The following is a 16,283-nucleotide window of genomic DNA, read 5'->3' on the forward strand; positions in this document are numbered from 1 at the left end:
TTAAATCGATTTAATACGTTCCAGAGATCGCGCAGCATCAATCACGGCGTCCCGCGCCGGGCGAAAATTAACCCCTGTCAGCGCACGAACATAGTCACTGTCGGCTTGGGGGACTGAGCCCAAATCGGCGAGCACAGTCGCAATGTTGCGGTCAACCACAGCCAGCAGCCGCACCAGCCAGGCAGGCAGGACCCGGCTCGGTATTTTGCCCGCCCGGTCTGGAAACGCCTGACGCAAAATCTCGGCGATATCGGAAAGTGACAAGGTTTCGCTGGCGGCGATTAATCGGCGCCCGCTTGTCTCAGGGTTTTCAAGAGCGTTTACGTGAATCTGCGCGACGTCACGCACGTCGACAACAGGATAACTGACCGGCGGCACAGCCGGGTAAGCGCCGGTCATCAGCAAACGAATGACATCCAGAGATGCGCCGATATCATCGTCAAGGGCAGGGCCGAACACCAGTCCGGGATTAACGGTCGTGATCCGATGCTTGTATCCGCCGTCTACGGCGGTTTGCCAGGCGGCTTTTTCTGCTTCAGTCTTGGATACGATGTAGGCTGACAATGACTTCCACGATGTGTCCGTCCAATCGGCTTCCTCAACGGTGAAGGTTTCCGGCCTGTTTGGCCGGTACATCATGGCCACCATGGAAGACGTGATCACGATACGCGCTGACTTGTCGGCGGCTTTCAACACACGCAGGACGCCGCCGCGCGCCGCCGGTATGAGCGCATTGCGGTTCGATGGTTGCGCCACGGGAAACGGGGAAGCGACATGCATGACGCCGACGCACCCCCTTGCCGCCTCTTCCCATCCGTCATCCTTGGTGAGGTCGGCGGCGGCGAAGGACAAACGCGAGATGTCGCCGCCTGCGTCAGAAAGGGATTTTTTGATTTGATCCGCCTTGTTAAGGGCGCGCAAGGTGCCGCAGACGTCGTATCCCTTTTGCAGTAATTGGAGCGCTACATGCTTCGCGATAAAGCCGCTGACGCCAGTAACGAGAATCCGCTTTGACAAAACGTCCTCCAGGTTCGCGCTTGCGCGGCGTTTTGATGGCACCGCTGCAGACGCTTTACCAACACGTATAGAGCGAATCGAGTTGCTGGAAATACACCTTTTGTGATGAAAATCGGCCTGAATCCCGCATTTGGTGCGTGGTTATCCCCCACTTTTCCAGCGGCCTTATGCTTCGCCTCAGTCGGATTGCCGAGAGGGGTTGAGCGCTCCCGTACCTCAGCCGGTCCGATCGCGGCGCGCGGGCGGTCGATGCCTTCGCTATCCCAAACGCTTGTAATCCATGCGGGCGAGGGATCGGACATTGGCTTAGTCCCGGCCTGTCGCTGCAACCGAGTCGCGGGGCGATACGCGCTGAAGGCTCACGAAGCCTATGAAGCGCGCCCGCCGCAATCGGTTGGCGATGATGAATAAGCCGCGCGCGAGACGCGATGCGTCCGTGTTTTAAAATTTATGAGGATGTTTCGCGTCTCGCGCAGCCTCTCAAAATGATGCGTCCGGGTTTTGATGAACCGCGGCGGGGAATGGCTATTGAAATTCTGTGTGGCGCCAATGCGAAATGGAGTGATGCAAAGGAAAGCGAATGATCAAAGAAAAACGCAAACGCAGCAAAAGAGCCGGCGCCAAAAGCGAGCCGGAAAAAAAGAAACCCGCCATCACCGAAGAGAACATCGCTGCAGCACACCGTTTCGTTGAGCGGCAGGTTGCGCCGCGCATTCTTGCGAACACGGCAAGGCGGCTAGGCGCTCGCAAGGCAAGACCTCGCGACTTTTACTGCGACTGCATACAGTCGTTTCTTGACGGGCTACCGATCTGCGAGGGTGAAAAACCGGGATGCCGCTTTGCGAAACGCGTCAAAACGGCGGAGATGGAAGCGCATCTATCGGACGCGGCTGAGGCCCATTACATGGTTCTATACCGAACAGAACTGAACAGGCGGAGAAGTAAGCCGTTCCGCACGCCAGCTTGACCTTCCGCCGTTCAGTGCGGCGAAGCGGCGTCATGGGTTGGACCGAAAACATTTCCGAAAGCGCGTTTCAACGCCATATCGGCGTCGTCGAGGGTGACGGGCAGACCGAGATCCACAAGGCTGGTGACGCCAAGGCCCGGTTCGCTAACGCCGCAAGGCGTGATGCCGGTGAAATGCGACAGGTCCGGTTCGACGTTGAGGGCGATGCCGTGAAAGCTGACCCAGCGTCTTATACGCACGCCAATGGCGGCGATCTTGTCTTCTTGCAAGGGGCCGCCTCGCGCTGTGCGGTCCACCCAGACGCCCACGCGGCCGTCACGCCGTTCGCCTTTCACATTGAACTCGGCGAGCATAAGAATGATCCACTCTTCAAGCGCGTTTACAAACGCACGAATGTCTTTTCCGCGCTTTTCAAGGTCGAGCATCAGATAGGCCACACGCTGCCCGGGGCCATGATATGTGTACTGACCGCCGCGCGAGGATTTGTAGACAGGAAAGCGGTCCGCATTCAGAAGATCTTCGGTCTTGGCGCCCGTGCCGCCTGTATAGAGCGCGGGATGCTCCAACAGCCAGACAAGTTCCCCGGCCTCTCCAGCCCTGATTGCCGCCGCCCGTTTTTCCATGAACGCGACAGCCTGCTCGTAGTCCACGCGCTTGTTCGACGTCGCCCACGCCACCGGGGCGTCGTTCCAGAGCTTGGTGCGGGGCGTCTCAAGGCCCGGGTGCGCCGAAATAAAAGTTTCCGCCATGGCGACGTAAATGGCGGTTTGGGCCGTGGATCACAAGTCCGCAATCCAGGGCGCGGGCTTGGGCTTGGCGTCAAACGTCGTAAAAGATCGGAATTCGACAGTTTTTTCGCTTCGATACGGTCTTCACAGGCCCGGAGGGTTTTGCTATCCACCGCGCTCCCGTTCAGGACGTGCGGTCGTGGCGGAATTGGTAGACGCGCAGCGTTGAGGTCGCTGTGGGGCAACCCGTGGAAGTTCGAGTCTTCTCGACCGCACCATGAGCCCGGACCGTTTGCGAAGCAAACGCAGCCGGGCGAAATCAAGCCTCTTTCGGGGCGGAACCGGGAAAGCGCCTATGGCGCTTTTGAAAGCGGAGAATGCGCCGGCAGGCGCCCAACGGCGCTTTTACGGACACTTACTGCGCAAAACCCACCTCCATTAACCCTTAACAAGGCACAAACCCTGCATCGCCGCCATTATGGAGGCGGGACGCATGGTTATCGCAGGAATTGCCTTTTCCGTAGCCGCGGCTGGCGCAGCGGGTGATACGCTGTTCATAAGACCCGGCCCGTGTCAGGCCGATCAGACCTACCTTTTGGCGGCCAATAGCGGCGCCATCATTCAGGTTAACGCGGATACGCCGGAACGCCCTGAAACCAGCGTGATCGTTTTTCGCAAGCGCGACCGACAAGGATGGGCGAGCCAGCGCTTGCTCAAGCGGTTTGATCTGCGCGTTGAGCCGGACGGCGTCAGCATCATCAATTCCGGCGCCTTTTGCAGGGAGAAGCAGTAGCCATGCGGGTTCTGATCGTCATTATGGCTTTGGCCTATTGGGGTGTTGCGAGCTTTGCGCAGTCCTATCTCAGGAGCGGGCCTGCAGAGGCCGATGTTGAAACGGTCGTGCTTTCCTTTCAACAGGAACAGCCTGATCCTGCTTCATCGGAACCTTGTTCCGCGCATGGCGCCAATGATCTGCTAATCGCTGCGAGCTATGCCGATGGCGCCGATGATCCGTCACCAGGTCAGAGACCGCTTGGCGGCTGCGACAGCGAATAAAGACGCCGGATAGACAATCGGGCCGGGCCTTCCTAGAAGGCTCCGCGAAGCCTTTATCCGGATTTCTCAATGCGCCTGAGCCGTTACTACCTGCCGCTTTTGAAGGAAACGCCTGCCGACGCCCAGATCGCGTCGCATCGCCTGATGCTTCGCGCCGGCATGATCCGTCAGGAAGGAGCGGGCATTTATGCCTGGCTGCCGCTGGGCTTTCGCGTGCTCAAGAAAATCGAACAGATCGTGCGGGAAGAACAAAACCGGGCCGGCGCTGTTGAAATGCTGATGCCGACGATCCAGTCAGCCGATCTCTGGCGCGAGAGCGGCCGTTATGACGCCTATGGCAAAGAGATGCTGCGAATCACGGACCGGGCTGATCGCGACATGCTTTATGGCCCCACGAACGAGGAGATGATCACGGAAATCTTCCGGGCGGGGGTGAGGTCATACAAGGACCTGCCGAAAATGCTCTACCACATTCAGTGGAAATTCCGTGACGAAATACGTCCACGTTTCGGCGTTATGCGCGGGCGTGAGTTCTTGATGAAGGATACCTACTCTTTCGATATCGATGAGGCGAGCGCTCGCGCGAGCTACAACAAAATGTTCGTGGCGTATTTGCGCACATTTGCCCGGATGGGTTTGAAATCTATCCCTATGCGTGCGGAAACAGGCCCCATCGGCGGCGATTTAAGCCACGAGTTTATTGTACTCGCCGAAACAGGCGAGAGCGCTGTTTTCTGCGATCGCCAGCTTGTAGATATGGATACGCCAAATAAAGACATTGATTTTGACGGTGATCTGCAACCTGTCATCGATCAGTTCACGGCTCATTACGCAGCAACTGACGAGATGCACGATGAGGCGGCGTTCGAAAAGAACGTTGAGGAGAATAATCGCGTTTCAGCCCGCGGCATAGAAGTAGGGCACATCTTCTTCTTTGGCGATAAATACTCCACGCCGATGAACGCCGTTGTGGCCGGGCCTGACGCTGGCGATATTCCCGTTCAGATGGGCTCATACGGTGTTGGCGTGTCGCGTCTGTTAGGCGCTATCATCGAAGCCTACCACGATGAGAGTGGATGCAAGTGGCCGACGCCTGTTGCGCCTTATCATGTGGGGCTCGTCAATTTGCGTGCAGGCGACGATTCTTGTGATGCGACGTGCGAAAAACTCTACGCAGAATTAACGAGCCAGGGCGTCGAAGTCCTCTACGATGATACGAGCGCTCGCCCGGGAGAGAAATTTGCACGAATGGATCTGATCGGTTTGCCTTACCAGGTTGTCATTGGCCCGCGTGGGCTCGAAAACGACGAGGCGGAAGTGAAAACGCGGGCTGACGGCGCTAAGGAAACGATGCCAGTCGATACTGTAGCGCAGCATGTCGGGAGCGCCGTCTTGAAAGCGCTGCAATACGCTTAAAACGCCGAACGGAACGATAATTCATGGCAAGCGAGACGACACTTACCCCTGCTCGAACAAGACCGTTTTCATTTTTTGAATGGATGGTGGCCCGCCGTTACCTCGCCGCCACAAAATCCGGTAAGGGTGTTTCTTTGATTTCGATCATTGCGTTTGCAGGGATTATGCTTGCGGTAGCGGCGCTGATTAGCGTCATGTCGATCATGCAAGGTTTCCGGTTGACGCTTCTTGACCAGCTTCTAGGCGTGAACGGTCATGCGCATGTACTGCACGCGGATGATACGCCAGTTGATAACTATGATGCTATTGCCAGAGCGCTTACACAGGTGGAGGGCGTCAGAGACGCAACGCCGCTCATTGAGTTGCCTGTATTCGCCAGCGCTAACGGTGAAACCGGCATGGTCGTTCGCGGCGTCAGGCGCGACGATATTCTGCGTAACCGTTATGTCACCGGCGCTGACCATGTAGTTACAGGTTCATTTGAAAATTTTGGCATAGGCGAAAAAGGCGGGACTGAAATCGCTCTCGGCAGCAGGATCGCCAGTCAGCTCGGTGTTCGCGTCGGCGATCCCATTACGTTGATCTCCGGACAAGGTCCTGAAACCGCCTTTGGACGGACTCTCAGGCGCAAGACTTATACACTGGGTGCTGTCTTTCATGTCGGTAACGCAGAGTATGATGCTATCTATGGCTATATGCCGCTTGAACAGGCGCAGCTCTTTTTCGGTTTTGACGATGACACTGTGCAGATGATCGAAGTGTTCGTGGAAAATCCCGAGCAGATAAAATCTTATCGTGAACCGTTGATGAGCGTTGCACCTGATACGCGCATTCGCGACTGGCAACAGCGCTTTCAAAGTTACTTCAACGCGTTGCAGATCGAGCGCTTTGCGATGCGGCTTGTATTGTTCCTGATTGTGATCGTAGCGACTCTGAACATCATTACAGGCCTCATCATGCTGGTGAAGGACAAGACTGGCGACATTGCCGTTTTGCGAACCATGGGCGCGACGCAAGGGTCGGTCATGCGGATATTTGTTCTGTCTGGCGCGCTAATCGGTGTGCTTGGCACAATAGCTGGGATTATGCTCGGATCGCTTTTCGTCTTGAATATAGATGCTATTGAGAACGGACTTTCAGCGATATTCAGAACAGACTTGTTTCCAGCAGAGGTTTACTTCCTTGACGGGGTTCCCGCGAAATTAGAATTAAAGGAGGTTACCCTTATTGCCGGATTTTCACTCTTCATGTCTCTTATCACGACGCTTTATCCTGCTTGGCGCGCAGCGCGCCTCGATCCGGTGGAGGCGCTGCGGTATGAATAGGGGTGAAACAGTTCTCCGCCTTGATGATGTCGCGCGCCGCTATGGCGACCTTGTTGTAGTCGAACATATCGACTTCACACTGGCGGCCGGTGAAACTGCTGCGCTTTTGGGGCCATCAGGTTCAGGCAAATCCTCACTGTTGCATATCGCGGGGCTATTGGAGCAATCCTCAGCGGGTGAAGTCGAAATTCTCGGACGCGCTACTTCAGGCCTGAACGATGCTGAACGCACGCGCATTCGCCGTGATACGCTCGGGTTTGTTTATCAGTTTCATCACCTACTCCCGGAATTTACGGCGCTTGGCAATGTTGCTCTGCCTCAGCTTATTTCAGGTATTAACAAAGCAAAGGCCGAGAAAGAAGCGAAGCGGTTATTAACAGCAATGGGGCTCGGTGAGCGCTTAAACCATCAACCGGGTCAACTTTCCGGCGGCGAGCAGCAGCGCACGGCGATTGCCCGTGCGTTGGCGAATAGACCGAAAATTCTTCTCGCTGATGAGCCAACAGGAAACCTTGATCCGAAAACTTCTGACGTCGTTTTTGACGCACTCTTGAAGCTCGTGAGAGAAGAAGGGTTATCAGCGCTTATTGCAACGCATGATCAGCGCCTCGCTAAGCGCATGGACCGAGTGTTCGTTATCAAAGATCAGCGCCTGGTAGAAGTAAAGCGCCAAGACGCCTAGGTGCGCTGCGCTGCAATCTGACTGACGTTTGTGGTTCCAGCTTTGAATCCCGCCTCGCAATAGGCGAGATAAAACCGCCAGAGTTTATTGAAGCGCTCATCGAACCCTAGCGGGCTGATTTCGTCCCAAGCAGACAAAAACCTTTTGCGCCATTCATGCAGTGTACGTGCATAATCTTCGCCAAAAGCAGTAGAAGAGCGTATTGTTAGGCCGGATTTTTTAACCAGCCCATTTAGTATTCTATCGCTTGGCAGTATTCCGCCTGGAAAGATATAACGTTGAATGAAGTCAGTTGATTTCACATAGCGGTCAAAAAAACGGTCAGCAATAGTAATAATTTGCAGACCTGCGATACCGCCGGGCTTCAGGGAATTTCTTACTTTCTCAAAATAAGACTGCCAGTATTCTTTACCTACAGCTTCAAACATTTCAATGGATGCGATTTTATCAAAGCTTTGATCAACATCACGATAATCTAGAAGTTTGAATTCAACCAGGTCATTCAGACCCTGATTGTATATCCGTTCCCGGGCGTATTCGTACTGAGCGGGTGATAACGTAAGTCCTGTTACTCTTGCCCCGATATCCTTTGCGGCAAACTCAGCAAAACCGCCCCATCCCGAACCAATCTCAAGCACATGCTCTCCAGCTTTGAGATCAATTGCTGTCGCGAGACTGCGATATTTGTTGATCTGCGCATCACTCAAGCCGACTGGGGCTGAATCGAATTTCGCCGATGAATACGTCATCGTCGGATCGAGCCACTTTTTATAGAAGCTGTTGCCGAGATCATAATGAGCCGCGATATTTCGGCGCGAGCCTGATTTCGTATTTTTATCCCACGTTCGGCGAATGTTTTGAAGGAAATCAACAGCCGGAGAAGCTTTGAAGGCATCCTGCACGTGTTCTGCATTTCGTGCGAAGATATAAAGACAGTCGGCCAGGGCAGGCGTATCCCACTGACCGTCCGCATAGCTTTCAAAAAAACCAATGTCGCCGCCAAATATTGTACGTCGCGCGAACGAATAATCTTTAACGTGAATGAGGCCTTGTGCGTCTTTTTCTTCAACGCCTTCGAAAGTGATTGAGTTTCCGTCCGGCAGACTAAAAGTCAGTGAACCAAACTGAATCCTTGAAGCAATCTTCAACACTTGCCGAAAGAAGAAAGGGTATGTCTGAAAATCTGCGTCCTGTTTCATGGTAGCGTCTTCCCTGTCAGCCGTTGGGCTTTTCTGTGAAAACACTGCGAACGAGACTTACGCTCCTTTTATCTCGTTATACCCTTCAAGCGCCCGTTCGCGCGCCTTTGCGTGGTCTATAATAGGAAAAGGATAGGTTTTTCCAAGCTTTATATCAGCATCGTGAAGGACGCCCTCAGGGGCTTTCCATGGCGCGTGAATATGTTTTTTCGGTAATTTTTTCAATTCCGGTACAAACTCACGCACATATTCCCCATCAGGATCAAACTTTTCACCTTGGGTTATTGGGTTAAATATCCGAAAGTAGGGTGCTGCATCGGCGCCGCAGCCTGCAACCCATTGCCAGCTTGCGGAGTTGTTAGAGAGATCCGCGTCAACCAACGTGTCCCAGAACCAGGCTTCACCTTCCTGCCAGGGAATCAGCAGATCTTTAATCAGGAAGCTCGCAACTATCATTCGCACCCGATTATGCATCCAGCCTGTTCGCCATAGCTGGCGCATGCCAGCGTCGACGATAGGGTATCCCGTCATTCCCTTTTGCCAGGCATTAAGTCCGTCCGGGTCGTCTCGCCATGGATAATTTTTGAAGTTTTCACGTAACGGTTCATTGGGCAAAGCTTCGTTGTAGAACAGGAGGTTGTAAGAAAACTCCCGCCACGCTACTTCCGATAAAAACTTCATGGCGGCGTTATCGGAAACCTTTCCCTCCGCCATTTTTTCGTGTGTCGATTTCCAAATTTGCAGTGGGCTGATTTCCCCAAAAGCAAGATGCGGAGACAGCCGGGAGGTAAAGTCTTTATCAGGGCGGTCTCGCCCACTAGCATAATCGTCAATAACGTCATTGAGAAAATGGTTGAGCCGGTCGCGCGCGCCTTGTTCGCCTGGCTTCCAGGCGGTTACGAATTCTTTTGCCCAGTTCGGTTTTTTAGGAAGTAAATTCCAGCTGGAAAGTTTTTCGCTTTTTGGCGACTTTGAAGGTCCTGATATTTTTCGTAAATTGGGGGCAGTGTCTATGCGAGCTGGCCCCAGCCGCTTCAATGCTTTCCAAAACGGCGTAAACACACGATAGGGTCCGCCAGAACCTGTCTCGACTTCCCAGGGCTCGCGCAATAGAGAACCGTTGAATGTTTCAACTGTAATGCCTTGCTCTTTTAAGTCGCTTTTCAGGGCTTTATCGATCTCGATATGTTTCGCGTAATAGCGCCGATTCCAGAATACGTGGGATGCATTCGTTTCATCCGCCAGTAACTTCAGAGTATCTTGGCTGTCGCCACAGCGGAGGATGAGTTTTGCTCCTCTGCCTTCGAGCGTCTCTGCTAATGACGAAAGGCTGTGATGTAACCACCAAAGCGATGCAGAGCCCGGCGCGTGCGGAATGTTGTCATCAAGTATGTAAAGCGGAATTACTGGCGCGCCAGTTTCTCTTGCGGCAAAAAGCGCGGGATTGTCCTCAATGCGCAAGTCGTTTCTGAACCAGACGATAACGGGGCGATCAGTCATTAGCCTAATATGGTTCCAGCGAAGTTGAAATTAAAGGACGCCGATAGAAAGGCAGTCATGAACGTGAATGATGCCAACGGGCTTTCCATTATTGATAACAAAAACAGCCGTAATCTTATTGCGGCTCATATGAGCGAGGACATCGCCGGCTAAAGTATCTAGTGTGGCGGTGCGGGGCTCTTTTGTCATGACATCGCGAGCAAGTTTATTTTTGGCGGCGCTATCAAAATGCCTGCGTATATCGCCATCAGTGATGATACCCTCAAGTTGACCTTCATTGGTGACTACGCCAACGCATCCGAAGCCGCCATCCGATATGATTTTTACTATTTCAGACATTGACGCATCAGCCGATGCGAGAGGGAGTGCATCAGATCCATGCATCAGATCTCGTGCGCGCCTAAGCGCCGCTCCTAAACGACCACCAGGATGGAACCCTTGAAAGTCACCAGCAGTAAATCCGCGCTCGCGAAGCAACGCCACCGCGAGAGCATCGCCTAGTGCCATCATCATTGTTGTTGACGTTGTCGGCGCAAAGGTTTGGTCGCAAGCTTCCTCCGCATCAGGAAGTATCAATGAAGCTACAGCAGCCTTGGCAAGCGTTGAGTTTGCTTCGGCCGTAATCGCGACGATCGGAATCGTAAAACGCGCCGCATGGGCTAAGAGATCGCCGAGTTCAGCTGTCTCGCCGGATTTTGACAGAGCGAGAATGACATCATCAGCGGAAATCATGCCGAGATCGCCATGGCTGGCTTCCGCCGGATGGACAAACATGGCTGGCGTTCCTGTCGAGGCTAGGGTGGCGGCGATCTTTCGGGCCACATGACCGGACTTTCCCATGCCGGTGACGACGACACGCCCATCACTACTATTCAAGAGCGCGACTGCACTGGCGAAATCCTCGGCCAACGCGGATTTCAACAGTTCAAGCCCTCGTATTTCCTGGGTGAGAACTTCTCTGGCGATAGCGAGTGGGTCTGTCATAAAGCAATGAATACCATAAGATAACTTGTCCTGCCCGGTTGGGCAGTCCATGTGATGTTTCACCGGAATCGCGGCAGGAGCGCAAGAATGGCGAAAGCTGGAAAAATCGTTGAGGTCAGCGGTAACGGGAAAACGATCTCGATTGCAAACCACTTGCCTTTAACGGTCATCGCTGGACCGTGTGCTCTGGAAAGCCGGGACCATGCTCTGGAATGCGCGGCGGCGTTAAAGGAAATCGCAGAAAGGCTCGCCATCGGGCTCATTTACAAAACCTCATTCGACAAAGCGAACCGTACTAGCGCTGTATCGCCGCGCGGCATTGGTATGAAAGCGGCGTTGCCCATTCTCGCCGAAGTCAGAGACAAGACTGGATTGCCTGTGCTGACGGATGTCCATGAATCCGGTCAATGCGCCGAAGTCGGCCAGGTCGTTGATGTTTTGCAAATCCCGGCTTTTCTTTGCCGTCAAACAGATCTTCTTGTCGCTGCAAGCCAAACTGGCTGTGTGGTTAATGTCAAGAAAGGCCAGTTTCTGGCGCCATGGGATATGGCCAATGTAGCAGGAAAAATCCGGGCGTCAGGCAACGACCGGGTGCTGCTTACAGAGCGCGGGGCCAGTTTCGGCTATAACACTCTCGTCAACGATTTCCGTTCCATCCCTATTATGGCGCGAAAAGCGGATTGTCCCATCGTATTCGATGCCACACACTCCGTTCAAACGCCAGGTGGTGCGGGAACAACTTCTGGCGGACAGCGGGAGTTTGTGCCGACGCTTGCCAGAGCCGCAGTAGCTGTTGGCGTGGCGGCTGTATTTGCCGAGACACATCCTGATCCGGATAAAGCGCCCTCTGACGGACCGAATATGATCCCTTTAATTGCTTTTGAATCTTTTGTTCGCGATCTTGTTGCGATTGATAGGTTGGCTAAAAACAGGGTGAGTCTCTATGACTTCGCTTAAGTTGAGCTTCCACAAACAATAAACCTAAAAGTGAGCGATCACTCACCTCCATACTTGCTCGGCTTTCCAGATTGTAAAAAGATACCAACTCTTGAGTGATTTCTAGGCGGCAGATTGATCTCGTGCTGCGCTTGCGTAATCCATAAATCCCGAGTATAGGCCGCGCCATCTCTCACGCGGTGTGATCCTCAGTGATCCGGAACGCTAGGAAGCTGACCGGAGATAACACACACCGCGGCGGACAAACTGAAGGAGCAAGGAATATGGCGCTGCCAGAATTTTCCATGCGTCAGCTATTGGAAGCTGGCGTTCATTTCGGCCACCAGACACACCGCTGGGATCCAAAGATGAAGCAATTTATCTTCGGTGAACGCAACGGCATTCATATCGTCGATCTATCGCAAACCGTACCGCTGTTACATCAGGCGCTTGTCAAAGTGCGGGATGTTGTATCCGGAGGCGGACGCGTTCTTTTCGTTGGTACGAAGCGTCAGGCGCAAGGTCCTGTGGCGGAAGCAGCCAGACGGTGCGCGCAATACTACATGAACGTGCGTTGGCTAGGCGGTACGCTGACAAACTGGGAAACAATTTCAAATTCCATTCGAAGACTAAAGGATATGGAAGAACGTCTTGCTGGCGGCGGATCTGGTCTTACGAAAAAAGAACAGCTTCAGCTTGATCGCGAGCGCGAGCGCCTTGAGGCGTCACTTGGCGGCATTCGCGAAATGGGGGGTCTGCCCGATCTGATGTTCGTCATTGACGTTAAAAAAGAAGCTATTGCCATCCAAGAAGCCAAAAAGCTTGGCATTCCTGTCATTGCTGTTGTCGATACGAACTGCAATCCTAATAACATTGATTACGTTATTCCTGGTAATGACGACGCCTCTCGGGCCATCGCGCTTTATTGCAATCTCGTTGCTGATGCTGTCATTGATGGCATTGGCGAAAGCCAAGCGGCTTTAGGCGTTGATATCGGAGCCATGGAAGATGTTCCTGCCGATACCGCGATCAGCGGCGAGACGCCCAAACAAGAAACGGCGGACGCACCAAATGAAAATGAGGCTGAACCAAAGCAAGCCACAGCTTAGCACTCAGCATCTTAAAACTGAAAAGAATAACCAGTATTGAACTAAACCGCCGAATCTGTTGGCGGCCCGAAATGATAGGAGCACGTAATGTCTGGCATTACAGCAGCGACAGTAAAACAACTGCGCGAAATGACCGGCGCTGGCATGATGGACTGCAAAACGGCGCTGAATGAAACCGGCGGCGATATGGAAGCGGCAGTTGATTGGCTGCGAAAGAAAGGTCTTTCCAAAGCGGCGAAAAAATCCGGCCGCACAGCCGCGGAAGGTCTTGTGGCGATTGCGGTAGAAAATAATAGCGCCGGCGCAACTGGCGTTCTCGTCGAAGTGAATTCAGAAACCGACTTCGTTGCGCGTAATGAACTTTTCCAGAACATGGTTAACGATATCGCTCAGACGGCGGTTGGCGTCGATGGCGATCTTGATAAACTACGTGCAGCGACATTTCCAGGCGCCAGCAAATCTGTTGATGAGCATGTCGCTGAGATGGTTGGTCAGATAGGCGAGAACATGAACCTTCGCAGATCGCAAGGCGTGGTCGTCGATGAAGGCGTTGTAGCTTCATACGTTCACGGCCAGGTCACAGATGGCGCTGGCAAGATCGGAGTTTTGGTCGGACTTAAATCCTCAGGCGATAAAGACAAACTCAAAGCAGTCGGCAAACAGATAGCCATGCATGTGGCGGCGGCGCGCCCTCTCTCAGCCAAGGTTGAGGAGCTTGATCCAGAAATCGTGAACAAGGAAAAAGAAATTCTCGCCGATCAGGCCCGTGCGTCTGGCAAACCTGAAAATATCATCGAGAAAATGGTCGAGGGACGGCTTCGTAAGTTCTACGAAGAATCCGTGCTTATGGAGCAGATTTTTGTGATTGACGGCGAAACCAAGGTTGGCAAAGTCCTCGAAAACGCTTCAAAAGACGCTGGCGCACCAATTGAACTCGTTGGCTTCGCACGGCTAGAACTGGGTGATGGCGTCGAGAAAAGCGAAGACGAGGACTGATCCAACGTTTTCACGTTTGACGATATGCCCCAAACCCTTCAAAAGCGCCGTCAGGAGAGCCCTGCGGCGCTTTTTCATAAGCCGAACAAGGCAACTGGGGGAAGGGCTGCCAATGTCGCCTCAGGGCGTTAAGGTAAGCACTGCGATTCGAGGAAAAGCCACCAGATGCCCCAGCTTTCGTCAAATAAAAAATTCGGGCCGTTAAAATACAGACGCATTCTCCTCAAAATAAGTGGCGAAGCGCTGATGGGCGGCGGTCAATACGGCATCGACAACGAGACGTGCCAGCGGATCGCGAGTGAAGTGAAAGACGCAAAAGAACTAGGGGCAGAGATTTCTCTCGTGATAGGAGGGGGGAATATCTTCCGTGGCGTGTCGCCGGCGGCTCAAGGCATGGAAAGGGCAAGCGCTGACTATATGGGCATGCTTGCGACCGTGATGAACGCGCTCGCTATGCAGAATGCGCTTGAGAGTATGGGGCTTTTCACACGCGTTCTTTCGGCCATAGAAATGACTGCGATTTGCGAACCTTATATTCGTCGTCGCGCGCTTCGGCACATGGAAAAGGGTCGCATCGTTATTTTTGCGGCTGGAACAGGCAATCCGTTCTTCACAACTGACACCGCCGCAGCTTTGCGTGCAGCTGAGATGGGCTGTGACGCTCTTCTAAAAGGGACGCAAGTTGACGGCGTCTACTCCGACGATCCTAAAACCAATCCTGAGGCTGAGCGTTTTGACCACCTCAGCTACCATGAAGTCTTGATGCGCGATCTCAAGGTTATGGATCAGGCTGCTATCTCACTAACACGCGAAAGCAATATTCCAATCGTCGTTTTTCCGATTGGCGAGCGCGGCGGCGTGGTGGGCGCATTGACAGGCAAAGGCCCCGCAACAGTTATAAGTGACAACAAGCCATAATCTGAACAAGACACAAGCTGATTTTCACCGTAAAATCAGGCGACAAGAAGAAAGGGAGCAAGAAATGAGCGATCTGGACATAAAAGACCTTCGCAAGCGTATGGATGGCGCTATCGCTTCGCTCAAAACTGAATTTTCAGGTCTGCGCACCGGCCGCGCCACCGCCAATCTTGTTGAGCCCATTGACGTGGACGCATACGGTTCGAAAATGCCTATGAACCAGGTTGGAACAGTCAGTGTTCCTGAGCCTCGCATGATTACAATCAGTGTCTGGGATAAGGGGCTCGTGGGCGCAGTAGAGAAGGCCATCAGGGAGGCAGGTCTCGGAATAAATCCGGTTGTAGATGGACAGAGTGTGCGCGTACCAATTCCTCCTCTGACAGAAGAACGTCGCGCAGAGCTTGCCAAGGTAGCGGCAAAATATGCTGAGCAGGCGAAAGTCGCTATCCGGAATGTCCGCCGCGAAGGCATGGAAGCCGTAAAAAAGGCTGACGGCGGTGAAGACGAACAAAAAAAGCTGTCCGAAGATGTTCAGAAGCTAACCGATGAATACGTAAAGAAAGTTGATGAGGCGCTCTCCGTCAAGGAGGGCGAGATAATGCAGGTATAACTTGAAGTGGAATGTAGGTTGTCAGGGGCAACAGAATATTTGTTTAGTAGCGTACTGTTTGAACAGGTTAGGTTATGACTGCTTCGCCTGTGAAAGATACAACATCGTCACCCTCTCATGGTGATGTGCTAGCGCCAAAGCATGTTGCAATCATCATGGATGGCAATGGACGCTGGGCAAAGGCTAGGGGACTGTCACGCAGTGATGGCCATAGAGAGGGCGTAAAAGCAGCACGACGCGCCGTTGAAGCGGCGCGCGACCTAAGATTAAAATATTTGACGCTCTATTCTTTTTCCACTGAGAATTGGCGTCGGCCCGCTGGCGAAGTGCGTGATCTGATGGGGTTGTTACGTCAGTTTATTGGCGATGATCTTCCCAGGCTTAAGGGGGAAGGTGTCAGGGTCTGTATTATTGGTGATCGGGATAATTTGTCGCCTGATCTAAAGGCGCTAGTTCGAAAAGCAGAAAGCGAAACTAAGGATAATAATCAATTCGTTCTGCAGATCGCATTCAATTATGGCGGGCGTGACGAGTTGGCCAGGGCGACCAAAGCTATTGTCGGGGCTGTAAAATCCGGCGCACTCAATACTTCAGATATAAACGAAGGTACGATTGATAGATTCATTGACACCCAAGGCGTGCCGGACCCTGACCTTGTAATTAGAACGAGTGGAGAAAAGCGGGTTTCTAATTTTTTGCTGTGGCAAGCCGCATATTCCGAATACCTTTTTCTGGATGTTCTGTGGCCGGATTTTACAGCGGAAGTGTTTGAAAGCGCCATTCATGAATATTGCAACCGTGAGCGCCGTTATGGCGGCGTCAGTAACGCAACAAGTTAAT

At 53.1% G+C, this 16,283-nt stretch carries 17 protein-coding genes and 1 tRNA gene; 13 read left to right on the forward strand and 5 right to left on the reverse strand.

The window, feature by feature from the left end; all coding sequences use genetic code 11:
• Entirely contained in the window at nt 1-1,017 is a 1,017-nt protein-coding gene (locus PUV54_RS13755; protein WP_274492841.1) for an NAD-dependent epimerase/dehydratase family protein, read from the reverse strand.
• Between the two features lie 580 nt (nt 1,018-1,597).
• Here PUV54_RS13755 and PUV54_RS13760 point away from each other — a divergent pair.
• Nucleotides 1,598-1,984, forward strand: coding sequence for a hypothetical protein (locus tag PUV54_RS13760; RefSeq protein WP_274492842.1), 387 nt, complete (start codon nt 1,598-1,600; stop codon nt 1,982-1,984).
• An 11-nt stretch (nt 1,985-1,995) separates the two neighbouring features.
• On the opposite strand, the gene lipB is transcribed toward PUV54_RS13760, so the two are convergent.
• Nucleotides 1,996-2,733: a lipoyl(octanoyl) transferase LipB gene (gene lipB / locus PUV54_RS13765; protein WP_274492843.1), complete on the reverse strand. Its 738-nt coding sequence runs from the start codon at nt 2,731-2,733 to the stop codon at nt 1,996-1,998.
• Between the two features lie 172 nt (nt 2,734-2,905).
• Here lipB and PUV54_RS13770 point away from each other — a divergent pair.
• The 6 genes from PUV54_RS13770 (at nt 2,906) to PUV54_RS13795 (ending at nt 7,191) form a co-directional block, all read left to right on the forward strand.
• A tRNA-Leu gene (locus PUV54_RS13770) sits at nt 2,906-2,990 on the forward strand.
• Between the two features lie 215 nt (nt 2,991-3,205).
• Nucleotides 3,206-3,505, forward strand: a complete 300-nt coding sequence (locus tag PUV54_RS13775; protein WP_274492844.1) for a hypothetical protein — start codon at nt 3,206-3,208, stop codon at nt 3,503-3,505.
• Nucleotides 3,506-3,507: 2 nt separating this feature from the next.
• Nucleotides 3,508-3,768: a hypothetical protein gene (locus PUV54_RS13780; RefSeq protein WP_274492845.1), complete on the forward strand. Its 261-nt coding sequence runs from the start codon at nt 3,508-3,510 to the stop codon at nt 3,766-3,768.
• Nucleotides 3,769-3,837: 69 nt separating this feature from the next.
• The gene (proS, locus tag PUV54_RS13785) at nt 3,838-5,184 is read left to right on the forward strand and encodes a proline--tRNA ligase (protein ID WP_274492846.1); all 1,347 of its coding nucleotides are present in this window, start codon (nt 3,838-3,840) and stop codon (nt 5,182-5,184) included.
• Between the two features lie 23 nt (nt 5,185-5,207).
• Nucleotides 5,208-6,509, forward strand: a complete 1,302-nt coding sequence (locus PUV54_RS13790; protein WP_274492847.1) for a lipoprotein-releasing ABC transporter permease subunit — start codon at nt 5,208-5,210, stop codon at nt 6,507-6,509.
• Nucleotides 6,502-7,191 carry an ABC transporter ATP-binding protein gene (locus PUV54_RS13795; protein WP_274492848.1) on the forward strand — a complete coding sequence of 230 codons (690 nt, stop codon included), beginning with the start codon at nt 6,502-6,504 and terminating at the stop codon, nt 7,189-7,191. The genes PUV54_RS13790 and PUV54_RS13795 overlap by 8 nt, the downstream gene beginning before the upstream one ends.
• On the opposite strand, the gene PUV54_RS13800 is transcribed toward PUV54_RS13795, so the two are convergent.
• Genes PUV54_RS13800 through PUV54_RS13810 form a run of 3 tightly spaced genes read right to left on the reverse strand, consistent with a single transcriptional unit; the run spans nt 7,188 to nt 10,874 of the window.
• Nucleotides 7,188-8,390 (reverse strand): SAM-dependent methyltransferase, encoded by a 1,203-nt coding sequence (locus tag PUV54_RS13800; RefSeq protein ID WP_274492849.1) that lies wholly within the window; start codon nt 8,388-8,390, stop codon nt 7,188-7,190. The genes PUV54_RS13795 and PUV54_RS13800 overlap by 4 nt on opposite strands.
• 57 nt (nt 8,391-8,447) lie before the next feature.
• Nucleotides 8,448-9,890 (reverse strand): cryptochrome/photolyase family protein, encoded by a 1,443-nt coding sequence (locus tag PUV54_RS13805; protein WP_274492850.1) that lies wholly within the window; start codon nt 9,888-9,890, stop codon nt 8,448-8,450.
• 30 nt (nt 9,891-9,920) lie between these two features.
• On the reverse strand, nt 9,921-10,874 hold the full coding sequence (locus PUV54_RS13810; RefSeq protein WP_274492851.1) for a KpsF/GutQ family sugar-phosphate isomerase: 954 nt from the start codon (nt 10,872-10,874) through the stop codon (nt 9,921-9,923).
• A gap of 87 nt (nt 10,875-10,961) precedes the next feature.
• On the opposite strand from PUV54_RS13810, the gene kdsA reads away from it, so the two are divergent.
• The 6 genes from kdsA to PUV54_RS13840 all read left to right on the forward strand — a co-directional run bounded on the left by kdsA (nt 10,962) and on the right by PUV54_RS13840 (nt 16,282).
• The gene (gene kdsA / locus PUV54_RS13815) at nt 10,962-11,831 is read left to right on the forward strand and encodes a 3-deoxy-8-phosphooctulonate synthase (protein WP_274492852.1); all 870 of its coding nucleotides are present in this window, start codon (nt 10,962-10,964) and stop codon (nt 11,829-11,831) included.
• Nucleotides 11,832-12,094: 263 nt separating this feature from the next.
• Nucleotides 12,095-12,919 carry a 30S ribosomal protein S2 gene (rpsB, locus tag PUV54_RS13820; protein WP_337999180.1) on the forward strand — a complete coding sequence of 275 codons (825 nt, stop codon included), beginning with the start codon at nt 12,095-12,097 and terminating at the stop codon, nt 12,917-12,919.
• 87 nt (nt 12,920-13,006) lie between these two features.
• Complete coding sequence (tsf, locus tag PUV54_RS13825; protein ID WP_274492853.1) at nt 13,007-13,915, forward strand: translation elongation factor Ts; 909 nt, start codon at nt 13,007-13,009, stop codon at nt 13,913-13,915.
• A gap of 165 nt (nt 13,916-14,080) precedes the next feature.
• Nucleotides 14,081-14,833, forward strand: coding sequence for a UMP kinase (pyrH, locus tag PUV54_RS13830; protein WP_274492854.1), 753 nt, complete (start codon nt 14,081-14,083; stop codon nt 14,831-14,833).
• 64 nt (nt 14,834-14,897) lie between these two features.
• Nucleotides 14,898-15,443, forward strand: a complete 546-nt coding sequence (frr, locus tag PUV54_RS13835; protein ID WP_274492855.1) for a ribosome recycling factor — start codon at nt 14,898-14,900, stop codon at nt 15,441-15,443.
• A 74-nt stretch (nt 15,444-15,517) separates the two neighbouring features.
• Nucleotides 15,518-16,282: an isoprenyl transferase gene (locus PUV54_RS13840; protein ID WP_274492856.1), complete on the forward strand. Its 765-nt coding sequence runs from the start codon at nt 15,518-15,520 to the stop codon at nt 16,280-16,282.
• Nucleotide 16,283 lies beyond the last annotated feature (1 nt).

Origin of the sequence: Hyphococcus flavus (genome assembly GCF_028748065.1) — a bacterium.
GTDB lineage: Bacteria > Pseudomonadota > Alphaproteobacteria > Caulobacterales > Parvularculaceae > Hyphococcus > Hyphococcus flavus.